The sequence below is a fragment of the Arsenophonus endosymbiont of Apis mellifera genome, assembly GCF_903968575.1.
GTDB lineage: Bacteria > Pseudomonadota > Gammaproteobacteria > Enterobacterales > Enterobacteriaceae > Arsenophonus > Arsenophonus apicola.
Map to the genome: position 1 here is coordinate 107,389 of NZ_CAJCFU010000078.1, position 22,420 is coordinate 129,808.

The 22,420-nt window shown below is 30.2% G+C and carries 19 protein-coding genes and 2 pseudogenes; 3 read left to right on the forward strand and 18 right to left on the reverse strand.

The window, feature by feature from the left end:
- Nucleotides 1–6: 6 nt before the first annotated feature.
- From H1X92_RS13115 to H1X92_RS13195, 17 genes and pseudogenes are all read right to left on the reverse strand, one after another.
- Entirely contained in the window at nucleotides 7–876 is an 870-nt protein-coding gene (locus H1X92_RS13115; protein ID WP_180560562.1) for a hypothetical protein, read from the reverse strand.
- A gap of 15 nt (nucleotides 877–891) precedes the next feature.
- Nucleotides 892–2,772, reverse strand: a complete 1,881-nt coding sequence (gene sctE / locus H1X92_RS13120) for a type III secretion system translocon subunit SctE (protein WP_180560563.1) — start codon at nucleotides 2,770–2,772, stop codon at nucleotides 892–894.
- A gap of 139 nt (nucleotides 2,773–2,911) precedes the next feature.
- On the reverse strand, nucleotides 2,912–3,442 hold the full coding sequence (locus H1X92_RS13125) for a SycD/LcrH family type III secretion system chaperone (RefSeq protein WP_225507018.1): 531 nt from the start codon (nucleotides 3,440–3,442) through the stop codon (nucleotides 2,912–2,914).
- A gap of 109 nt (nucleotides 3,443–3,551) precedes the next feature.
- Nucleotides 3,552–4,589, reverse strand: a complete 1,038-nt coding sequence (locus tag H1X92_RS13130) for an EscU/YscU/HrcU family type III secretion system export apparatus switch protein (protein WP_180560564.1) — start codon at nucleotides 4,587–4,589, stop codon at nucleotides 3,552–3,554.
- Between the two features lie 9 nt (nucleotides 4,590–4,598).
- On the reverse strand, nucleotides 4,599–5,369 hold the full coding sequence (gene sctT / locus H1X92_RS13135) for a type III secretion system export apparatus subunit SctT (RefSeq protein ID WP_180560565.1): 771 nt from the start codon (nucleotides 5,367–5,369) through the stop codon (nucleotides 4,599–4,601).
- 9 nt (nucleotides 5,370–5,378) lie between these two features.
- A complete protein-coding gene (locus H1X92_RS13140) occupies nucleotides 5,379–5,633 on the reverse strand; it encodes an EscS/YscS/HrcS family type III secretion system export apparatus protein (protein WP_180560566.1) in 255 nt (84 codons plus the stop codon).
- 12 nt (nucleotides 5,634–5,645) lie between these two features.
- Nucleotides 5,646–6,308, reverse strand: a pseudogene (locus H1X92_RS13145) (EscR/YscR/HrcR family type III secretion system export apparatus protein).
- Between the two features lie 34 nt (nucleotides 6,309–6,342).
- Complete coding sequence (locus H1X92_RS13150) at nucleotides 6,343–7,275, reverse strand: FliM/FliN family flagellar motor switch protein (RefSeq protein ID WP_180560567.1); 933 nt, start codon at nucleotides 7,273–7,275, stop codon at nucleotides 6,343–6,345.
- Nucleotides 7,269–8,318, reverse strand: coding sequence for a SpaN/EivJ family type III secretion system needle length determinant (locus H1X92_RS13155; protein ID WP_180560568.1), 1,050 nt, complete (start codon nucleotides 8,316–8,318; stop codon nucleotides 7,269–7,271). Before H1X92_RS13155 ends, H1X92_RS13150 begins: the two co-directional genes overlap by 7 nt.
- A complete protein-coding gene (locus H1X92_RS13160) occupies nucleotides 8,287–8,757 on the reverse strand; it encodes a hypothetical protein (protein WP_180560569.1) in 471 nt (156 codons plus the stop codon). Before H1X92_RS13160 ends, H1X92_RS13155 begins: the two co-directional genes overlap by 32 nt.
- Entirely contained in the window at nucleotides 8,741–10,033 is a 1,293-nt protein-coding gene (gene sctN / locus H1X92_RS13165) for a type III secretion system ATPase SctN (protein WP_180560570.1), read from the reverse strand. The genes H1X92_RS13160 and sctN overlap by 17 nt, the downstream gene beginning before the upstream one ends.
- Nucleotides 10,033–10,434 carry an SPI-1 type III secretion system chaperone SpaK gene (spaK, locus tag H1X92_RS13170; RefSeq protein WP_180560571.1) on the reverse strand — a complete coding sequence of 134 codons (402 nt, stop codon included), beginning with the start codon at nucleotides 10,432–10,434 and terminating at the stop codon, nucleotides 10,033–10,035. The genes sctN and spaK overlap by 1 nt, the downstream gene beginning before the upstream one ends.
- Nucleotides 10,435–10,451: 17 nt before the next feature.
- Entirely contained in the window at nucleotides 10,452–12,476 is a 2,025-nt protein-coding gene (locus H1X92_RS13175; RefSeq protein ID WP_180560572.1) for an EscV/YscV/HrcV family type III secretion system export apparatus protein, read from the reverse strand.
- A gap of 28 nt (nucleotides 12,477–12,504) precedes the next feature.
- Nucleotides 12,505–13,563: a type III secretion system gatekeeper subunit SctW gene (sctW, locus tag H1X92_RS13180; protein WP_180560573.1), complete on the reverse strand. Its 1,059-nt coding sequence runs from the start codon at nucleotides 13,561–13,563 to the stop codon at nucleotides 12,505–12,507.
- A gap of 41 nt (nucleotides 13,564–13,604) precedes the next feature.
- Entirely contained in the window at nucleotides 13,605–15,224 is a 1,620-nt protein-coding gene (sctC, locus tag H1X92_RS13185) for a type III secretion system outer membrane ring subunit SctC (RefSeq protein WP_180560574.1), read from the reverse strand.
- Complete coding sequence (locus H1X92_RS13190; RefSeq protein ID WP_180560575.1) at nucleotides 15,196–16,026, reverse strand: helix-turn-helix domain-containing protein; 831 nt, start codon at nucleotides 16,024–16,026, stop codon at nucleotides 15,196–15,198. Before H1X92_RS13190 ends, sctC begins: the two co-directional genes overlap by 29 nt.
- A 59-nt stretch (nucleotides 16,027–16,085) precedes the next feature.
- The gene (locus H1X92_RS13195; RefSeq protein WP_180560576.1) at nucleotides 16,086–16,571 is read right to left on the reverse strand and encodes a winged helix-turn-helix domain-containing protein; all 486 of its coding nucleotides are present in this window, start codon (nucleotides 16,569–16,571) and stop codon (nucleotides 16,086–16,088) included.
- A 1,648-nt stretch (nucleotides 16,572–18,219) separates the two neighbouring features.
- Here H1X92_RS13195 and H1X92_RS13200 point away from each other — a divergent pair.
- The 3 genes and pseudogenes from H1X92_RS13200 (at nucleotide 18,220) to hemB (ending at nucleotide 21,930) form a co-directional block, all read left to right on the forward strand.
- Nucleotides 18,220–19,364, forward strand: a pseudogene (locus H1X92_RS13200) (trans-sulfuration enzyme family protein).
- 26 nt (nucleotides 19,365–19,390) lie between these two features.
- Nucleotides 19,391–20,809, forward strand: a complete 1,419-nt coding sequence (locus H1X92_RS13205) for a Na+/H+ antiporter NhaC family protein (protein ID WP_180560577.1) — start codon at nucleotides 19,391–19,393, stop codon at nucleotides 20,807–20,809.
- 143 nt (nucleotides 20,810–20,952) lie between these two features.
- Complete coding sequence (gene hemB, locus H1X92_RS13210) at nucleotides 20,953–21,930, forward strand: porphobilinogen synthase (protein ID WP_180560578.1); 978 nt, start codon at nucleotides 20,953–20,955, stop codon at nucleotides 21,928–21,930.
- 30 nt (nucleotides 21,931–21,960) lie between these two features.
- On the opposite strand, the gene crcB is transcribed toward hemB, so the two are convergent.
- On the reverse strand, nucleotides 21,961–22,344 hold the full coding sequence (gene crcB, locus H1X92_RS13215; RefSeq protein ID WP_180560579.1) for a fluoride efflux transporter CrcB: 384 nt from the start codon (nucleotides 22,342–22,344) through the stop codon (nucleotides 21,961–21,963).
- Nucleotides 22,345–22,420 lie beyond the last annotated feature (76 nt).

The following is a 22,420-nucleotide window of genomic DNA, read 5'->3' on the forward strand; positions in this document are numbered from 1 at the left end:
CACTGCCTAATTTTGATTTACTGCATTTGCTGCCACTAAACTTTTCTGCGCCTCATTTTGCGTTTCTCGCCCAGTCAGCTGAAACATCTGTGCTTTAGTTTGAGATTCCTGTGATTGAGCCATAAAAACTGATGCAGTCTCATTATCCGTACCGGCACGCGATGCATTGTAGGCTGCATTTCGTTGCTCTATTGCATCTGCATTTAATTTAACGGCTTGAGTATCATGAAGTTTGAGTGACGAATTTTGTTTAGTTAAGCTCTTAATTGACCCAAAAGTTCCAGCACCAGCCATGGCAATAGAAACCATTGCCGTTGTTATTGCTTGTTTTTTCCCTTCCTGAGCCGCTTCAACCATATTATTAGCGCTTGATTTAATTGAATCATAGGCGATCTTAACCTCCATATTAGCTAATTGACGACGCATCTCTAACTGACTTAAAGCCGCCATCAACATTGCCTGAATTAATTTATCCTGGTTACCGGTATAGCCATTAGCCAATTGGGTGATCTCAAAACGATTGCAATCATTTATGTTATCATCAATTTTGATAAGCCCTTCTTTATCTTTAACTGATAGCAAAAAGTTAAATAATTCTGCTCTATTTTCAACATTAGCGAGTAAGCTTTCAACAGCTTCTTTTACATCACTAGCTAAATCTTTTCCGCCAATCTTGACAGGTTTTCGTAATACAAGTTTTACCAATTCATCGCCTGTTATATTTATATTATTTATTATATTTTTTATATCGGCTGCTGTTGGTGCAGATCCAGCTAAAGAAGGTTTTTCCGTATTAGAAATAATCTCTGGATCATCAATATTAGGATTAGTTGGGTATGAGATAGCTTTATTATCAGAATTACTTATTGCTGTCATATTTTCCTCGTTAATTTAAGCACGCAAAGACTTACTGATATGTTTACCAGTATCATTTTGAGCAGTAATTATCTCTGCAATATCAGAAAATAATTTCATGATGCCCTCTTGCAGATGTTTATAAGTTGTAAATAAATGCTGTGAATCATCCATTAAACGGTCAATTTCATACCGTTCTAACAACATATTAGCATTGATATTGGCTTTCTGTAATTCAGCATTGGCAACATTAATTCTCAATCCTCCTTGGGTTGCGGTATTGCTAAACATGATTACTTGATTAGCCATAGCTAATCTATTGCTGGTAATTCTCAGCAAACGATGAATTTCTTCCGGTGTACTTAGCTTCATATTTTTAAATACCGACTTATTAACGTGGTGAGTTGCTTTTTCCATCATTGCTGAAATCTTACTGGCAACTTGTTCTAACTTTTTAGCAATTTCATTGATTATTTTTTTTACTAGCGCAGATGTTTGATTACTCATATTCCTTACTGCGTTTGGAATAATTTTCTTTATTACCTGAGTAATTGCTTGTTTAGCGACTTGCATAATTGAGTTGATAAAAGTTTGCGACATCTTTTCAAAGAGAAATTTTGCCGCAGATTTCGCCACATAAGCTAAAGCAATCATTGCAGCAACCGCGACCGCCGCAGTTGCAATGCCTTTTGCTATTGACAATAAATCAGTGCCAGCCGCCTTATCGATCTCTTTTAATAAATAACCAAGTGGCGTATATTCGAATATCGCATCGACAACTTTACCTATTATCTCCATTAATGGCATAAAAACATGCTCCATTAACGGACTCATGATCCTATCGGTTAATGATCGACCTGTCGCTTTTTCAGCAATAAAATCTGCTGCTAATAACGCTACGCCAACCGCCATTAAAGCAATGCCAGCGCCGCCAAATAGTGCACCGACTGCACCAATAGCCATAACCAAACCACCCAAAATTTGTCCGACACATTTGGCTATTTTTTGCGTTTCTTCGGCTTTTTTTACCTGTTCTTCATATTCTTCAGCTTTGCGTTTTAGTTCATTTTGATTCGCCGTTGCTCGTTTACGATTGATTTCAAGATCATCCTGTAATTTATCAACGGCGCTATTGCCAATAATAATAATTAATGTTGTTAAAATTTCTAACAACTTAGCTGTGTTTGACATAGCCTCTTCAATATGATGTTCAATAGGTTTATGGCTTTCTATCTCGTATGCTTTAAATTCACGCAATTTATTTAGTGCATCATCAAGTAAATCAGCACATTGAGCTACATTATTAATAGCAGTTTCACACTCATTTGATCCCATCTCAAATAAGTTATTTAATTCAATTAATTCACTTTCTTTTTGCTGAATAAAATTTGTAAGGGTATTTATTTCCTCTGCTAACTTTTTTTCTAAGAGCAAACTATTTTCAGTAAGATTTTCTTTTATATTTTCTGTTAAATTTTTATAATCTAGCTGCTTATTATTCAGTTCATTTTTTTTAGCATGAAGTTCATTCTCAAGCGCTTGTTTACAAGATTTTGCTTCTTGTAGTTTCATCGTCATGCTATTTAAATACGCTAATTGTTGTTGATATTCATGATTCAATTGATCAATTTCGCTTGATAATTGATTAGCATTTTCAGTCCTAGCCTTTAATTTAACATTAAACAGTTCAATTCTCTGTTTTAAATTTTCCCCTTGAAGATCGACAGTAATTTTTTGCATTTCAGCCAAAATAAATAATAAGTTACCTTTTCCTGGTAGTGAAGAATTTGGCTTTCTAATTTGAGGAATATCAATTGAACTATTACAAATTTCTTTATTATTAGGATCTGATTTTAGAATTAGTTCTAATTTGGCTTTATTACTTAACTGAGTTCTTTCTTTGGGAGAAATAGTCATTTTATTTTTAATAACGCTAGCAATTTCATTAAAATGATCATCACTGATATTTTCATTATTAAAATTATTAGAAAAATTTTTCCTTATATTTAATGTGTCTATCTCTCCTATATAATAACTCCTAATTAAATATATATTATTACGAAGTTGAACTTTCTGTTTTCACTTCTGATTCTGATAATTTCGTTTCTTTAATAACCTTACGATAAACTTCAGCTTTTTTTACTAATTTAGCATCCGTGCTTTCATTACAAACTAAATCAAAACAATAAAGAGCTTTAGCAATATCGCCCATTTGTAAATGGCATTGGCCTGAATAAAAAACAGGGCAATGATTATCTTTTGCCATCACATAAGATAAAGCATAAATATCACAAGCTTTGGCATAATCCTTTTTAAGCTGATAAACAACGCCTAAGCCAATGAAATAATCTGCATTTTTTAAATCATACATACATAGAAATTTAAAAAACTTTTCGGCTTCATCAAGCCTACCTTGTTGATAAAATTCATAAGCATGGGCGTAAATATTCTCTAAAACATTTTCATCTATTTCATAGATATCTTTTAATGTGGCACCCGTATTCATAACTGTCAGAATAGTTTCTTCAAGACCAAAACTATCTTGTTCATTCTGAGTAAGAGATATATTTTCATTATTACAGGGCATAGTAAATCTCCTGAATTGCTATTAGCATTCATTTTCATAATTAAAACAGATAAATAAATCATGTTCACATAAATAACGCTCATTAAAAAATAGTAATTCTTTATGTAATTTAGTTATCCCACTCATTTTCTACTTTTTGTAACCAACTAAGAATTTTAATTACTTCACCAATTTCCTCTAAATTAATAAAAGAATAAAGTTGATGTGTATTATATATTCGACGTGCTAATGCAATATTTTCTATCACAGGTACGCCCTCTTTTTCAGCATAAGCTCGCGCAGCAAGTGCACGTTGATTAGTTTCAAGTACCGAAACCATGGGTATTGCAACTATCTGCGGATTTAAATAGATACCAATAATTATATGTGTTGGATTAGCGAGCATGAATTTGGAACTCTTAATATCTCTTTTTACTTGTTCAGATAAAATCTCGACATGCAATTCTTTCCTTTTTGATTTGATTTCAGGATTTCCTTCCTGTTCTTTATATTCACGTTTAACTTCATTTTTATCCATTTTTAAATCTTTAATGTGAATAAAATATTCTGCAATTGAATCCAAAATTAAAACAATAATAGATGAAGATAATAAAATAATAATAAAATCACTAATTAACTCTTTCCAAACGATAAAAATGCTTTCAATATTTAAATAAATTTGAGAAAAAATAATTTTTTTATTATTATTCCAATAAATATATGTAACAATAAAAAATATTATAATGAATAAAAATGTTTTAATAAAATCTTTTATAGTTCTAATGCCAAATATCTTTTTAATCCCATTAATGGGATTTAAATTATTAAAATCTAACTTAAGTACTTTAGTTGCAATTTTAAATCCTGTCTGCGCCATCGTTGTTAGCATAATAATTAATATACATAAAAAAAGGAAGGGCAAAAAAATCTTTAACGCTGTAAAAAGAAGAATAAAAGTATAGTTTAATGGTCTGATACTATGATTATTTTTTAATGTATTCGCCCAAATATCTATTATAGTTTTAAAATTAATATAATTCATTAAATATAAACAACCTAAAAAAATAAGGCAGCTAATAACCAAATCTTTACTTTTAAAACTTTTTCCTTTTTGTGCTGCATCTTTTAACTTCTTAGGCGTTGGTTTTTCTGTTTTGTTTGCTGACATAGCATTCCATTAAATACTGTTTTGAATTAGTTTAAAAGATATTTGCTGCATGATTAATACCGTTTCACTAAAAGATGAAGAAAAATAAATCATCAACATAGTAAAACAAATTAAACTTTTAACAGTTAAAGCAATAGAAAACGGATTTAATTGGGGTGCATATCGACCAAGGAGTCCAAGCATAACTTCTGTGACCAAAAAAATAATAATTAATGGACTGGCTAACATTACTGCTTTTGAAATTGCATAAGAAATAAAAGTTAAAATATTTGTAACTGATGGAAATTCCATTGCAAAAGGTAGCCACAAACGATAACTATGGTGATAAATTTGCAAAATTGTTATCACTCCATCATTAGCTAAAAATAGTGTCACCGCAAATAAATTAAAAAAATTAGCCAGTTCCGATGTATCTACACCATTGATAGGATCAATACTACTACTTAATGTCGCTCCTCTTTGATTATCAATAATATTTCCGGTTATTTGTAACACAAAAAAAGGTAAAGAAATAAAAATAGCAATCATTAACCCAATAATAATTTCTTTTAACAAGATAACTAAATAACCCACCGATTCTAGTTGAGGTAAATCATAGGTATCATAAGGCCATATACCGATAGCAATAAATAACGCAAGAGGAAATTTTATTGTGGGAGATAAAATATTGTTAGATAAAAATGGAATAATAGAAAATATTGGAAAAATACGGGATGCTATAACAACGACATGAGATAAAAAATTATAAATATTAAAATAAGCATTAGGTTCTATATGCATAATATTACATCACGATAAGGCTAATTTAATAACTTCTTGTGCATAACTTAAAAGAACTTCGCTATACCAACCTGAAAGTAAATATAAACATCCCATTACCCCAATTAACTTTAATCCAAAAGGCAACGTTTGTTCTTGTAGTTGAGTAACCGTCTGAAAAAGTCCCACAACCAAACCAATTACTGTTGCGACTATGACCGGTAATAATGAAAAGATCAATATTAGATATAATGCTTTATTACTCGCAAAAATAATATTAGTCATAAATTTTATATCTTATCCTGTTGCTAATTCAATATACTGAGTTATTAAACCTTTTGACAATAAACTCCATCCATCTAAACATATAAATAGAATTAATTTTATAGGAACCGATATTGTAACCGGACTCATCATCATCATTCCAAGTGATAATAAAATACTTGAAATAAGTAAATCGATAACAACAAAAGGTAAATATAAATAAAAACCGATAGTGAAGGCATTTTTTATTTCACTTAAAGCATATGCTGGAAGTAATGAAATAATAGAGCTATCATTACCATTTTCATTGTGATTATCATTTCCATCATTGGCGTTTTGATGTAACTTATCAAAAAATGAGACTAAATCTTCATCTGAATATTTTATTAGATAATTTTTATATCCACTGAGCCCAGAATTTACTGAATTAATAATAGAATCAATATCTTTATAATCTATATTGACCTTATTAAATTCTTAATAACTGGTTTTCACTATTGGCAGTAATACAAAAAAAGATAACATTAATGCAATCCCATTTAACACCATATTAGAAGGAATTTGCTGTAGTCCTAAAGCATTCCTTGCCATAATAAAAACAATAGAAAATTTTATATAGCATGTTCCCGTCGCAATAAGAAATGGTAATAAGGTTGAAAACGCTAATAGGGTAATCAGAGAAATATCATCATTCATAATTTCTACTTATACTCGCTTTATTAATAATTAGTTATTTTTCGTTATGAAATAAATGAGTGATCTCTATGCCTAATCGATCTTCAATGCAAATTATATTACCTTTTGCAATTAAAACTCCATTAGCAACAATTTTAACATTATTTTCTGCTGCTAAATCACATGGTAACACTTTACCTTGGAAAATACTTTCTAACTCCGATAAAGGAATTTTGTTTTTTTGTAAAATATATTCAAGAGTGATAGGAATATCATCTTTAGATCTTATTTTATCGCTAGAATTAATTAGAATATTATCGTCACTGATTGCATCATCAATATTCTCATCATAAAAATTTGTATTTACCATATAAACTCCATTATCGTTAGTAAAACGACCAATAACTTTGTTCTGAATAACCACATCGTACGTTTGCTGATTTACAAATAAAATATCACCTACATTGACTTTATTTAAAGTTAATACTGTGATCTTGCTAAAACCCATTCTTAAAGTTAATTCCACTGGGATATGATCACATTTATATTTCTCTAATTTACTTACATAATTTAAGTCATTATCAATATCATGGATCCATATATTACCATAATCTGTCCTAAGCATAGCTATGATATTTTTATAATCGCTATCGTTACAATTAACTTTCCCATTACTATATATAGCATTAAATTCTAATTCAAAAGGTAAAAGTTCATTTATTGTATAGCTATTTAAAAAAAGGGCTTCTAATTCTTCAAATTTCCAGGCATACATAGATAAACCGTTTAAATCTGGTTTTATTAATTCTAACCATTCACTTAAGTCTATTATTCCTTTCCAATTTTTATCAGTAAAAAAAGATAATAAGAATTCTCCAATTGGCAGTGGAAATTTTTTTTGACTAATTCCTTTTTTTTGCCAAGAAATTAACAATTGTTTGAAATTAATTTCCTTGTGGCTTTTTGTAGACAAATAATTTTTTAACATTCTTTATCCTCAATAACCATTTGATATTTATTATTTTTTTTATTATCTTCATCTTTGTCATCTTTTCTTATAATGAAAAAATTTTTTTCACAATTGCTATTACTATTTAAATAGTTATGAATTCTATTATCAACTAATGAATCTGATGGACAAAAGCTAAATAATGGATAATGCTGTAGATTCTTATTTATACTTATATCTACATAATGTGTTTTTCCCCATTTTCTGAAATAATATTTTAATTCTCTATTTTCATTAGAACTAATAAAACTATTTTTTATATTGTTATTTTTTTGTGGATCTTCTGATGAAGGTAACTCTATATTTTGATTAAATGTTTTTTTGGATAACAAAAATGTAGTAGGGTAATCATAACTATCTTTATCAGTCATTGGTATTTTTTCATAACTTGCTATCAAATTCATTTCTGGAGAATCAAATAAATTATTCACGCTACTTTTTTTGTTTTGCCCACAAGATCCTAAATCCACAGTGTCAATTAAAGTCGTTATATAGTTTGCATCAATCGTATTATTGATGCTTAATTCATTGATAATGTTCTCTTTTTTTACAAGGCTATCTTCATGTTTTATAGCATGTATTTGGCTAGATATTTTATTGCTGGAATGATAATTTTTATGACTGTTAAATTTATCATTCTTTATCTCTTCTCCATTGGCAAAATCTTTGAAGACTGAGTGATTATTTATTATAATATTTTTTATGTTGCTTTCTGATAGCTTTAAAGACATATTATAAAGTTGATTATCTATTATTATACTATCTTTTACTTCATTTTTTATTAAAAAACTAATTTCATCAATATTGGTAAGATAATCAACTTCATCAATTTCATCTTTATTTTTGCAATCATAAAATATAGTATTATCATTTGATAAATCAATATCATTAGTTTTTGATAAATCGATTTCAGATAATAATCTATTATTTTTTATATTTTCTTTAATAATATCATCTAATGAGCATGTTCTGTTTTGCTTTGATTGTATATTATAAATTTTTATTAAACTTACTTTTGGCATAAAGAACTTCCTCTATTTCGTTTTCTTCAATAAGATATTTCCTTTGAATAATTTTAACCATTTCTTTTTTCAATAAAAAAATATACTTTTCACTTTTCATATGTAATTTTTGTTTAATATTTAATTTTTCTTTTTTTTCTAAAATAACAGCCTGATGAGCAGCTTCCTTTTTAGCTTTCTCCAATTTCAAATCTATTAATTGATGATTAAATACCGCTTGTTTTCTTTTTATTGCTAATAACTCATCTCTTGATAAAAACCCTATATTATTAATATCTGCCAATAAGGTATTAATAAACAAAATTTCTTTATTAATCTCATTGATCTCTTGTTCTATTATCATTATCTTATTTTCTAATTTCTGCAGTAAAATATCGTTCTGATTTATTTTTTGGCATTTTAAAGTATGCCTTTTTTTTACATTACGATAAAATTTCATACATCTCCTGTTTTATTAATGCAAAAGATTTTTTTTCATCAGGAGATTGTATAAGCCAATTATTTATTTTGTTATATTTATATAACATCTCATCATTTTCACGGTTTTCACCTTCTTTATATTCGCCTAAATCAATAAATATTTTCAATTCTTCAATTTTACTTAAGATTTTTCTTACTTGTGCAGCATGACTCAAATGTTTCTGATCACATATATGAGAAGCTACCCGACTTATACTTTGTAAAATACTAATAGCAGGGTAATGACTTTTTTCTGCCAATTTACGATTTAAATAAATATGTCCATCAAGAATAGAACGGATCTCTTCTGCAATCGGATCTGGCTCATCATCACTTTCTAATAATATAGTATAAAACGCCGTTATTCCCCCTTTTTGTGTAAGCCCTGGCCGCTCTAATAATTTTGGCAATGCTTCAAATACAGAGGCAGGATAACCTCTTCTTGCGGGAGGTTCTCCCGCAGCTAATGCCACGTCACGTAATGCTCTCGAATAACGTGTTATTGAATCTAAAAATAGCACTACGTTACTTCCAGCATCACGAAAATATTCAGCAATTGTTGTGGCAACCAGCGCAGCATTTACCCGATCTATTGAAGAGTAATCAGAAGTGGCGTAAACAATAATACATTTATCAATATGACCCGTTTGTTTCAATGTATCAACAAATTCTGTTAGCTCACGCCCCCTCTCACCTATTAATGCGATAACAAAGATATCTGCACTGGCATGTTGTATCATCATATGTATTAGTGAAGTTTTTCCACATCCAGCAGAAGCAAAAATACCCAATCGTTGACCAATACCACAGGTGATTAGCCCATCGATCGCTTTAATACCAGTTACAAATGGATGCTGTATTGGTTTTCTCTGCAAATAATTTGGTGGACTTTGGTTAATACCACGCTTTTCATTAGTTAATAACCCACTGTTTTCTTTAAAACGTTCAGCTATATGTCCCATTGAATCAATGACACAACCTAATAAATCTGATGAAAGTTTTATGGTAAAATGTTGTTTTAACGGAATAATAACACTCTCTTTTGAGATCCCTATCGATTCACCTATTAGCCCTAGTATTACAGTCTCTTTTCGAAAACCAAGAACTTGTGCCTTAGCAATAATTTTTGTATCTCGCCAATTTTTATGAATATGGCAAATTTCACCAATTTCACAATCAGCAATATTGGCCTCAATCATTGTTCCTAATAGAGACTGAATCTTATATATTCTATGGCTTAAAGTGATTTGATTCATTAATGCAGCATCTCTGAATAATTATTTATTAAATGGAAGAATTCTTCCAATGCCGCAGAAAAGCCTGCTCCATCGGCTAAATATGCTGGTGAAACAACGCCAGCCAAATTAATATATCTATTACGAGAAATTAATTGTAACTGTTTTGTCACAGTAAACTGACATTCTTCCATTAATTTTTTTAATATTTTTTCGCTTAATTGGTAAATCACATTACTTTCCTCTTCGCAAAGAGGACTCCACAACCATACATAATTATCATCAATGCTTATATTGATATCTAATGAATTACTAAACTCTAATGTAATCGTGGAATGTCCATCAAAATCAGAAATTAAATTTTTATCGCACCCACTATGTACCAGTGCATCACGAACTAATAAGGCAATATCAATATGCATACTCTCTCCATTTAGCTTTAAATCGTTCTTAATACATTTACGGAAACCGTTTCTGTTAATTCACCAAAAGAAATAACATCTACATTATTAAATTTGTTTTCAACAAATTTTTTTAAAAATCTTCTAATATCAACTGAACATAAAATTACGAAATCATTATAAGATAAAGGTAGGCTATCTAAAGCTATGGATATTTTATCTAGTAAATATTCAGACTCTTTTGGTTCTAAATTCAAAAATGCACCGGCCGAGGTATTCCTAATATTACCTCGAATAATTTCTTCATTTTCATTTGATAATAAAATAACGTTTAAATTATTTCCTCTTGAAAATTTGTGACAAATATATCTTCCCAATGCACTACGGATATGCTCAACTAGTAAAATAACATCTTTCTCCTTTGGAGCCCATTGTGAAATAGTTTCCATAATTAACTTCATATTTTTTATTGATATTTTTTCATTAATCAGCCGTTGTAATATTTCAGCTATTCTTTGAATAGTTGCATGTCTGACGACTTCTTTAATAAGATCTGGATATCGTTCTTCTAAATTATCAATTTCTTGCTTGGCTTCTTGTATACCAAAATATTCGTGTACATAACGAGTGAGTATGTTGGCTATGTTAAAATAAATTTCATCAATATAATGGCGACATAAATAGCCTATTTCTTTTATTTTTTCATAATCCGTTTCATTTATCCAAATATCATTATTAATAGTAATCTTTTCGATGCCAAGATGTTCAATTTCATCGGTCTTATTAATTAGTCGATATCCATCATATCTAACATAGAATTGATCTGCTTTTATTTCATTAATTAATAGTACTATGGTATTTTCTTCTAAATCATCAGAATCACTTATAATAATATCAGGCAAATTAATTCCATAATCTAAATAAAATTTATTTTTTAATTTGATAGAAATATTTTCTTTTTTTAATTTTTCAATTGCGCTTTTATTAACAATCAAAATTAAAGGGAGCGTTTCATTTGTTTTTTTATTAATTACCCCTTGATCATCTATTTCTAAATCGGTTATTTCGTTCTCTTCAATTAATGTTGTATTTTCTTTCTTTGGTATATTTCTTTTAAATTGAAGATAATAAATACTAGTCAATATTGCTGAAATCAATAAAAAAACAATAAAAGGAAAACCAGGTAAACTTCCAATACTCAGTGCAATTATTGCTGAAATAATCAAAATTAATGGATTAGTTAATAATTGGTTAATAATTGTTCTACCTAAGTTTTCATTGTCACCATTCACCCTGGTAACAACAAAACCTGCTGCAATCGCGATTAATAAAGCAGGTATTTGTGCAACCAATCCATCACCAACCGTCAAAATCGTATAGGTTGCTAAGGCATGCGAAAAATCCATCTGATGCTGACTAACACCAACACTAATGCCACCAATAAAATTTATGAAGATAATAATAATACTAGCAATCGCATCACCTTTGATGAATTTCATTGCACCATCAAAGGATCCGTAAAGCTGACTTTCCCGTTCAACAACACTACGACGACGTTTAGCTTCCTCCGCATCAATAATACTAGAGCGTAGATCAGCATCGATACTCATTTGTTTGCCAGGCATACCATCAAGAGAAAATCGGGCCGCAACTTCGGCCACACGTTCTGAACCTTTGGTAATAACCATAAACTGTACAATAGTTACTATAGCAAAAATAACAAACCCTACTACTAAATTATCAGCAATAACAAATTGGCCAAATAAAGCGACAATCTCCCCTGCATCAGCTTCACTTAATATTAATCGACTTGTACTGACGGTTAACGATAATCTAAATAATGTTGTTATCAATAAAATAGCAGGAAATGATGAAAAATTTAGTATTCTATTTACATAAAATGAAGATAAAAATACTAATGCAGATAAAATAATATTTAACGCGATTAAAAAATCAACTAAATAGGTCGGTAAAGGAATTACCAACATTGAAATGATGACAAAAACTAAAATTAATACAAACAGTTCTGAATGTCTTTTTATTTCATTTAGAAAATTATTCATATTTACTCAATTATTATAGTGATTTATACTATCTTATATGAAAAAAAGTATTTAATTTTTCTATCAACTGATCTTTTATTATTTCTTTATCATTTTCATTAATGAAAATATATAGCGGTAATTTTTTCACTAAATTATATATTAATTGAGTTATTTTTCCTTTATCCTCATTGCTACTATCTGCTTTTAATAATAAATCTAGAAAATCCCCTGTTGCATTAGGTTCCTCAAGTGCGCCAATAAAAAATAATGCTATATTCAACTCCAGAAAGGGAATTGCTTTACTTTTATAATAGTTAATTAAAGAAACAACAAAAAATTCATCACATGATTTTATTGTCTTTATCTGATTTAATCTTGCCAATAAATTACCAAATTCTATTCGACTACAACTGGGATCATTGGAATTAATATCAGTAATAGTTGCATTTTCGATAAATTGTAAAATTATTTTTCGATGTTGTGTTCCATAGGTTGAAATCCAGCTACTATAAATTTGTATCTCACACAAATCTGTTTCAATAAATTGTCTATAACTTTCACGCAGTAAATAAGGTTTAACATCTATTTTAGAACTAAATATACGTGCTTTAAGTGCAACATTAATCCCTGATTTTAAACGTTTTTCATTTGTGGTTTGTTCTACATAACTTAATACATCTATCATTTTTTTTCTATTTTTTTCATGTAGCCTATTACGCCTAATTAAAGCCCGTAATACAATCACTAAATCACTATCATCAGTTATTAACTTTCTAAGTTCTCCTACTAAATGTTTAGTTATACGATCGGCTGTAGATAAAATATTTACTACTTTATCGATTTTTTGATCGATCTCTTCATCTAAAACATTGTCAAATTCATTATAATTTTCTGGTTCACTTTTTCTAACTAATTCTCTTCTCTGTCTAATTTGCGACAGTAATAGTACTTTCCCTTGTTCATTACCTAATTTTTTTCTTTTTTGACTATATTGATATCTTTCTTCGATGTCAGTCTCGTTTTCAGCGTCGAAGGCCTCCTGCCGATCCACTTTTTCCTGATTATTCACTTTTTCCATAATTAATTTTTGTCTATGGCGCTGCATGTGCTGCACCATATTATAAGAATTATTTATGTTATTATTCATCAACGATTACTCAGAAAATTTGACATCCAATCTTCTAATTTATTATCAAATTTATCTTCTATTACTTTTTTAGCAATATTTTCCGCACTCGTGCTTAAAGGATTAATAATCTCTTTAGGCTGTATAAGAAACACTCTGACTAAACTATCTTTTTTTTCAATATTATAACGAAATAGACTACCTAAATAAGGAATATCTCCAAGTAATGGTATTTTTTCTTCTATATTTCTATGTTCGTCACGCGTATAACCACCAATTAACAGACTTTTATTTTGAGGAACTCTAGCAATAGTACTAATATTTGTTCGTCCTATTTCTGGTAACTGATCAGTTATTTGCCCTCCGCGGCTACCATCTTCAACAGTAATCATCATTTCAATTTGATTATTTATAGTAAACCTAGGTAACACACTAATCGCGGTACCATAAGTAACATTTTTTAAATCTGTTGCTCTTTCACCAATTAATTTGGTATAAAAAGTTCGATTATTATCAAATATTGCTGGAATATTTTCTTGCGTTAGCACCATTGGTCTAGAAACAATATTAGCTTTTTCATTTCTTGTTAATGCAAATATATCGGCCATAAAACTGGCTCCATCAATAGTGCTTGTTGTTGCATTTATTGATATACCTAATTTTTGCCCAATATTAGCACCGCCTCTCCATTTTATACCGAGTTGATCAAGTGCTTTTTTTTCAATATCAATAATCCATACTGATAGTTCTATATGCCTCTTGGTTATATCTAACTGTTCTACAATTTTTCGTAAATAATTTACCTGTTCTCTATTACCTTTTATTAATAAGCTATTATTACCAGGATTAGATATAATAGAAACTGTACCCTTGTTTAAAGATAAATCTTCTATTAAAGACGAATTGTTGTTCTGATTAACTAAGTCGTCTTGATTTTTTTTTAGCGTATAATTTTTTAATTTTGAAATATTATTACTTGAAGCATCCATCAATTTATTTATTATTGATGCCATTCCTGGAATAATAATATCATTAAATCTATATTGATAATGACGATCTTCTACAAATGTATTATATAATGACACAATTGCTATTTTTTCTCGGCCATCAAAGCCTATAGTAGCTTCATCTAAAAACTGGGTGGTATTAACTATTGTCTCGACATAGACTGGTGGTCCAGATATATAAAATAAACGATTGTTACTACCAAAGCGTAGCGGATAACGTTCATCATACAAACCTGAATCTTTTAAAAAATTTTTTATCTCTTGAATTGTTGTATTATGTAAGGTAATAACAGTATTACGCATTTCGAGCGCATCACAAATGTATATTACTTGGCCATTATCGTACCACATCAAATTAAGTTGCTGAGTAATATCTCTTAAAGTATCAAGTGGATATTTAAGATCAAAGTCGCCAGTTATTTTCTTTTTTACAGCAAGTTGACTAACTACAATTGGTTTATTAATTACCGAAGATAGAGCATCAAAAACACCACGTATGGTTTCATTTTTAGCAATATAACCTGATTCAATACTTTGCTCTGATGCGGCTTTAGAACTTGACAATAATATGAAATTTAAAAACACAAAAAAAATTAATATACTACTATCTTTTCTTATCTGTAATCTCTTCATCGGTGACACTAGGCCCTTTCTTTTGATAGTATCTTTTTAACCGGCTCGGACTTATCCCCAAAAAACTCTTCACTTCATCAGAAAAATGAGACAGGTTGGAATAACCATATTTAAAAGCTATTTGTGTAATATTCTGATTTTTATCATTCAAATCTAATAACGCATTAACTAACCGCCATTTTTTTAACTCAGTTTTAGGAGAATTACCTAATGCATTTCCTGCTAGTTTCCTAAAGTAAGAAACTGATAATCCATATTTTATACTCATTTTCTGTAATTTTTGGTTTCCTTCCAACATCGATTCTTCAAGCAGAAAACGGACAATACGATATTCTTCATTTTGGCGTAATAAAGAAGAAAACCTTTCTGCCTTTTTCTCTTTATTAATTTGTTGACTCAAAAACCAATATTCTAGATTTTTTTGTTTTTTATAAGTATCAAAATTAAAATTAATAAAAGCAGAAAGATAATTATTTTTAAAATTATGAATTTGATTATTTGCTTTATCAATAAAAGCCTGCATTTTAGCTAAATGTAAGATATTTTCTTTTTTTAACCTGATTTCACCCGATAGAACATCTATTTTAGAAGGTAAAATCGTCATGATCCCACTCTCTCCAATATCCAAACAACAAATTTCTTGATTTTTTTTTGAACTAATGCGAAGTTCTGTTTTACTGACTGCGGTAACATAATAAAGAACTGGATTTTCTAATAAAATTTCGTCATATTTTAACCACATAGATTCACTCTGCCGCAAAACTTGCTCCTTAACATGAAACCAGCTTCTAGCAAAAAACACGATCCCATTAAACCTTAAAATTAGACAAAGATCACAACCAAATTATGACGAAATCATGACTATTTACATTTAATGTTCAATGTTAAGCGCTGAAAACTATCCTTTATTGAATTTGAAGAACAAATACCCTCTTTAAATACAGGTAATATTCTGCCAATACTTTGCATATAATGCCCACTTTGCCGCTTATCGTGGCTAGGAATTTGGTATAGATAATCGTTCCTAGCGTCCAAATCGATAAGTTTTACATCACCATTAAAGCAATATCCTCTACCATAAATGGTTATAATCAAATTTTCCTGTTTAAATAATTTTCGTAGGGAATAGATACAACGAACAACCGATTCATCTTTTACTTCTCCACCTTGCCAAACATAAGCGACGATATCATCTTTCTTTATAATCTTTTTACTATTAGCCACTAAACAACTTAATGCCCTTAATTCTTTGGGTGGTATTGCAATAATTTCTCCATTTTTCATCAGCATTTCATTGCAATGTAATCGATAATCTAAAAATTGAAAAACTAAATCTCGATGTATCATAATAAGCATCCTCTCTACGACTCTATTTAATAGTCTAATTAATAGCCATCCTTGAAAATGGTATCCATAATAAAATTGCATCACACTATCTGTTATTCTACAGATTTTTTATTATTTACATTAAATAAAATGATTGAAGGTTAAACAACTCTTACCACTAATATAAATAAATTTAAATTTTTTAATTCCATTACTTAACTCCGCTAATGAAACAAGCATCAGTATGATTTTTAAATAATAAAATATATAAGAAGTATAATAATATATTATAATAGTTCTCTATTACAAGAAAAGATTAAAGTCATATTACCTCAATTATGCAATTTGTTTTTATCGATCCGTTTACACATTATTGATAGCCTAAAACTATCAAAAAATAAACACATTAATAACTAATTGATAACAAGGAACATTATCATGTTTCCCATTTATTTACCAAAAAATAAACATGAATAATATTTATTTAATTTTTGACCGATATTTTATTCTTTTATTTAACAAAAATAAAACATTTTGTTATCTAATAATAATTTTTTTTGAACATTTACAATAAAATATTCTTTTTTGGTATTTTATTTGATAATAAATTTATTTGTTAGAAATATTTTTAGCAAATAAAATCTACAGTTATAAATTTATTATTATTTACAACCAACTTTAATTTATTGTTTCATACAGTAGTTTATTAAATATTTTTAATGAAATTCCCTTCTATTTATGTTTAATTTTTAAACAAAAAGGATACATGATGTCTATATGCTTTGCATATGCTAAATTATATCAATAAGTATATATCTGTTATATGGTGCAGTTTTTTTATTTACCATTAATTAACTCAGCATCTTTTTAATATGCTAATTCTCGTTATCAATTATTTTTTTCTGTATAAAACTATACAAAATTTTAATAACTAATATTTTGTACTATATATAGGATAGAAACTCTTTTCCATTTTCGACTATCAATTAAGTAACTACTTTTCTACTAGTTAGGCCTATAATTTTATTTTTTAAGCTTTTTTATAATTTTCTTTAAGCACTTATTAATTATGATACTTATCTTTACCAATAATGATTGATAGATGTTAATACTGAAATAATGCTAAAACTTGAATCTTTTATCTAATATAATAAATAGTAAATAATTTAATATTATTAATAAAAAATTTTATACTATAAAACCTAACTTGCATTATCATCCTGTTTCATATAAACATTAATCTAACAATATTTTGTTTTTGTTAAAATTATTTAATTGGTCATTTTTATATATAAAAATTAATAGCAAAAACCAATAAAATAGAAAAGATTATTTTCAAAAACAAAAATGTTTAACCTAAATATTATTAGAATTATCTTTCTCTTTTATTTATAATATTTCTTGTTTTAATTTATCTCATTGTAAAAACTTTCCCTCCAGTAAATTAGTGACACAAAATAACAAATAAAATAATAATATATAATATTTGTTTTTTTATAAAATACTGCCACTACTTTTCTTATTAATAGAGGATAAATACTGCCATATTAATATATCACCTAGATCCTTTCATTTAACACAAATCTATTGTAATTCTATCCATTTATACAACTATACTTATTGTCATATAATGATTTAATACTGATTATAAAAATATATAAGGGTTATAATGGCAAAATTTTCAACTATTTTAATTCATGGAGGAAAACAGCACGATAAAGCTAATAATGCTATTTTCCCCACTATCACCACAGCAAGTAGTTTTATTCAACAAAATATTGATGTTAATGGTGAATTTAGCTATTCACGAATTAAAAATCCAACACGTTATGCTTATGAAACATTACTTGCTGATATTGAAAAAGGTTTTTATGCTACCGCAACTGCTTCTGGTGTCGCTGCAACATTACTGGTATTAAATTTGCTACCACAAAACTCGCATATTATTGCCATGCAGGGTGTCTATGGCGGCACTTATCGTATATTTGAAAAGCTAATAAAAGAAACAAGTGGTCATAAAGTCGATTATATTGATCTCAATAATCTCCAACTAGTTAAAGAACATTTACGCAAAAATACCCGTCTTATTTGGATAGAAAGCCCAACTAATCCGTTATTAGAACTTGTTGATATTAGTAAAATTTGTCAGTTGGCAAAAGAAAATAATATCATAACCTGTGTAGATAATACCTTTGCCACTGCCTGGAATCAAAAACCTCTTGAATTAGGCGCTGATATCGTCATGTTGTCTACTAGTAAATACATAGGCGGACACTCAGATTTAATTGGTGGTGCCGTCATCACTAATCAATCTACAATTGCCGATAAAATTGACATTATTAAAACAACCATTGGTGCTATTGCTTCTCCTTTCGATGCCTATCTAGCATTAAGAGGTTTAAAAACTTTAGATATTCGCATGACAAGACAATGCGCAAATGCACTGGCAATTGCTAAATTTTAAATAAACATCGTAATATTACAAAAACATACTATCCAGGACTGCCTGATAATCCACAATACTCTATTTGTCAGACACAAATGAAAACCGGTGGCGCAGTTGTTACAATTAACATTAATGGCAATCGAGATAACATAAAAAATATTATCGGCAAATTGCAATATTTTGTTCTGGCCGAATCATTAGGTGGGGTTGAAAGCATGGTAAATCATTCAGCAACTATGTCCCATGCCGCTATGACGGAAGAAGAAAGAGTCAAAATGGGCATTTACGATACCACCTTACGCTTATCTGTCGGGATAGAAGATATTGATGATCTACTTAACGATTCAGAGCAAGCACTTAATTTTTAATACACACCTAGAGACAGGGTATCGCAATGAATGACTACGGGATCTGGACAGTAATTACACCGCTTATCACTATTATACTCGCGATAATGACACGCCAAGTGATCTTATCGTTATTGATAGGTATTTTAGTTGGTTATACCGTGATTAACGATCACAATATTTTGTTAGGCATTCAAGCGACCTTGACAGGAATTATTGCTACTTTTGCCTCCCCCGGTAATACACAAACGATTATTTTTATTTTATTGATTGGCGGAATTATGCGGTTAATTAGTGTGACCGGTGGGGTGGGAAGTTTAGTGCACTTGCTAACCAATAAAACGCGTTTAATAAAAAATAAAAAAGCAATCCAACTGCTTGCCATGTTTATTTCAATAATCATTTTTATTGAAAGTTCCATTAATCAATTAGTCGCTGGTGCTTCTACTAAAAATATTGCCCGCTCTTATGGCGTTTCAGCAGAGAAAATGGCCTATATTATTCAAACGTCGGGTGTCTCGGTATGTTCTTCTGTTATGATCAATGGCTGGGGAGCTGCCATGATGGGAGTGATTGGCGTACAAATTTCTAAAGGTTTTATTTCAGGCGAACCATTCGAAATTCTCGCTACTGCTATGCCATATAATATTATGGCTTGGTTATCATTAGCCTCAGTACTATTTTATATCCTTACCGATTATTCATGGGGCCCCATGAAAATAGCTGAACAAAAAGCGATTGCCAATCAATATAGCTCCCATCAACCATCTTCCATTGCTGATGAAGAGGTCATTGATCATCCAGCAACTCACACTGTATTGAACTTTTTTATTCCTATTCTGGCAACAGTTTTAATGGTACCTATTGCTCTTTATATTACGGGTCATGGCGAATTTACTAAAGGCAGTGGTTCGACCTCTGTTTACTGGGCGGTGATGTTTGGTACTTTAGTCTCCTTTATCTGGTTTTTAGCCCGCCGCATTTTAACGATCGAAAGTTTCTTTAAGGAAGTTTATATCGGTTACGCTAGTATGATCAAAATTAGCTCAATCATGATTTTAGCTTTTTTAATGGGCAATGTTTCTGCCGATCTAAACACGGGTGCTTATATTGCGCAAATTTCCACTGGTGTATTGCCGGCAGGATTATCGGTAGCTTTTATTTTTTTAATCAGCGCCATCATGTCATTAGCAACCGGCACTTCATGGGGAACTTTTGCTATCATGATCCCTATCGGCGTACAATTAGCCCTTTCCGTCAATATGCCTGTTGAATTAATGATTGGCGCAGCGATTACCGGTTCGATTTTTGGTGATATGACTTCACCAATTTCTAGCGACGCCATCGTTGCTTCAATGGCAACCGATTGTGATCATATTGAACATATCAGAACACAAATGCCTTATGCTATTGTCACCGCAATAATTGTATTAATTATTTATCTTTATTTAGGATTTAGTCAATAAAACAAAATGGCATATAGAGAAAAACAGCGCTTTAAATAAATATGTAAGATGAATTAATAATATTTATAATACGCAGCAAATATTATTATGCAAAAAAATAATACGTTTAATTATAATTACTGTAGCAGTAGCAAGGAGAAGGTGTGCAACATCAGCAAACTATTCGTCGTTTAAGGCGATTACGTCAAACAAAAACAGTTCGCGCTTTATTTAAAGAAACCACTTTAACGTTAAATGATCTTATCTTGCCCATTTTTGTTGAAGAAGAAATTAAAGATTATCAGCCAATTACAAGTATGCCTGGGATTTTTCGTATTCCAGAACACAGGTTGCCTTATGAAATCGAACGGATTGCTAAAGCCGGGCTCAAATCAGTAATGTTATTTGGTATTTCCCATCATCTTGACGAAACAGGTAGCGATACCTGGCATGAAAAAGGTTTAGTTGCTCGTATGTCAAAAGCCTGTAAGGATACTATACCTGAGATGTTAGTCATGTCAGATACCTGCTTCTGTGAATATACCTCGCACGGCCATTGCGGTGTGCTAGGCAGTAATGGCGTGGATAATGATGCAACATTACTAAACCTCGGCCGACAAGCAGTTACTGCTGCCAATGCTGGTGCTGATTTTATTGCGCCTTCAGCCGCAATGGACGGGCAAGTCATTGCCATTCGCGATGCACTGGATAAAGCAGGTTTTACTGCTACCGGTATTATGTCCTATTCAACCAAATTTGCTTCCAACCTTTATGGCCCTTTTCGTGAAGCGGCAGGCTCTTGCTTAATTGGGGATCGTAAAAGTTACCAAATGGATCCAATGAACCGTCATGAAGCGATTAGAGAATCATTGATAGACGAGCAAGAAGGCGCTGACGTTTTAATGATAAAACCGGCCGGCACTTATCTGGATATTATTCGTGATATTCGTGAGCGAACTGAACTACCATTAGCCGCTTACCAGGTCAGTGGGGAATTTGCCCAAATCAAATTTGCTGCCCAGGCGGGCGCAATTAATGAAATCGATGTTGCGCTAGAAACATTAGGTGCCATCAAGCGTGCCGGCGCTAATCTGATTTTGAGCTATTTTGCATTAGATTTAGCAGAAAAAAAGTGCCTTTAAGCAATTCATGTTAGCAAAAATGGTTAGTTGCTAGCGATTTTGGAGCAATTGGTAAACCAACATACCAAAATAAGTTACGAGTAATGTACTAACCACATGAATTAAGATTTCCAAAAATCCATGATAGTAGCGTTGTTGCTGAAACGAGAGCATAACTTCCAATGAAAAGGTAGAAAAAGTTGATAAGCCACCACAAAAACCGGTCATTACCATCAATCGCCACTCAGGTGATAGCGTATAATGGTTAGCAAAATAAGCAAAAGCAATACCTAATATAAAACTAGCAATGACATTTGACAGATAAGTCCCTAATGGTAATAGCGCAATTAATGGATTTAATTTGGTCGACAAAAACCAGCGTGAGATACCGCCAAGCGCAGAGCCTATTGAGATCGCCAAAAAGATTTTAATCATAAATTATTTTCATCCAATAGAACATTTCATCATCAATATTTTGTGCTTTTCTTGCTACAGTAGCAACCACATTGAT

Coding starts and splice junctions, on each gene's coding strand:
- H1X92_RS13115 (WP_180560562.1), bottom strand. CDS start 876: ATGACAGCAATAAGTAATTCTGATAATAAAGCTATCTCATACCCAACT.
- sctE (WP_180560563.1), bottom strand. CDS start 2,772: ATGACTATTTCTCCCAAAGAAAGAACTCAGTTAAGTAATAAAGCCAAA.
- H1X92_RS13125 (WP_225507018.1), bottom strand. CDS start 3,442: ATGCCCTGTAATAATGAAAATATATCTCTTACTCAGAATGAACAAGAT.
- H1X92_RS13130 (WP_180560564.1), bottom strand. CDS start 4,589: ATGTCAGCAAACAAAACAGAAAAACCAACGCCTAAGAAGTTAAAAGAT.
- sctT (WP_180560565.1), bottom strand. CDS start 5,369: ATGCATATAGAACCTAATGCTTATTTTAATATTTATAATTTTTTATCT.
- H1X92_RS13140 (WP_180560566.1), bottom strand. CDS start 5,633: ATGACTAATATTATTTTTGCGAGTAATAAAGCATTATATCTAATATTG.
- H1X92_RS13150 (WP_180560567.1), bottom strand. CDS start 7,275: ATGTTAAAAAATTATTTGTCTACAAAAAGCCACAAGGAAATTAATTTC.
- H1X92_RS13155 (WP_180560568.1), bottom strand. CDS start 8,318: ATGCCAAAAGTAAGTTTAATAAAAATTTATAATATACAATCAAAGCAA.
- H1X92_RS13160 (WP_180560569.1), bottom strand. CDS start 8,757: ATGAAATTTTATCGTAATGTAAAAAAAAGGCATACTTTAAAATGCCAA.
- sctN (WP_180560570.1), bottom strand. CDS start 10,033: ATGAATCAAATCACTTTAAGCCATAGAATATATAAGATTCAGTCTCTA.
- spaK (WP_180560571.1), bottom strand. CDS start 10,434: ATGCATATTGATATTGCCTTATTAGTTCGTGATGCACTGGTACATAGT.
- H1X92_RS13175 (WP_180560572.1), bottom strand. CDS start 12,476: ATGAATAATTTTCTAAATGAAATAAAAAGACATTCAGAACTGTTTGTA.
- sctW (WP_180560573.1), bottom strand. CDS start 13,563: ATGCAGCGCCATAGACAAAAATTAATTATGGAAAAAGTGAATAATCAG.
- sctC (WP_180560574.1), bottom strand. CDS start 15,224: ATGAAGAGATTACAGATAAGAAAAGATAGTAGTATATTAATTTTTTTT.
- H1X92_RS13195 (WP_180560576.1), bottom strand. CDS start 16,571: ATGATACATCGAGATTTAGTTTTTCAATTTTTAGATTATCGATTACAT.
- H1X92_RS13205 (WP_180560577.1), top strand. CDS start 19,391: ATGAATGACTACGGGATCTGGACAGTAATTACACCGCTTATCACTATT.
- crcB (WP_180560579.1), bottom strand. CDS start 22,344: ATGATTAAAATCTTTTTGGCGATCTCAATAGGCTCTGCGCTTGGCGGT.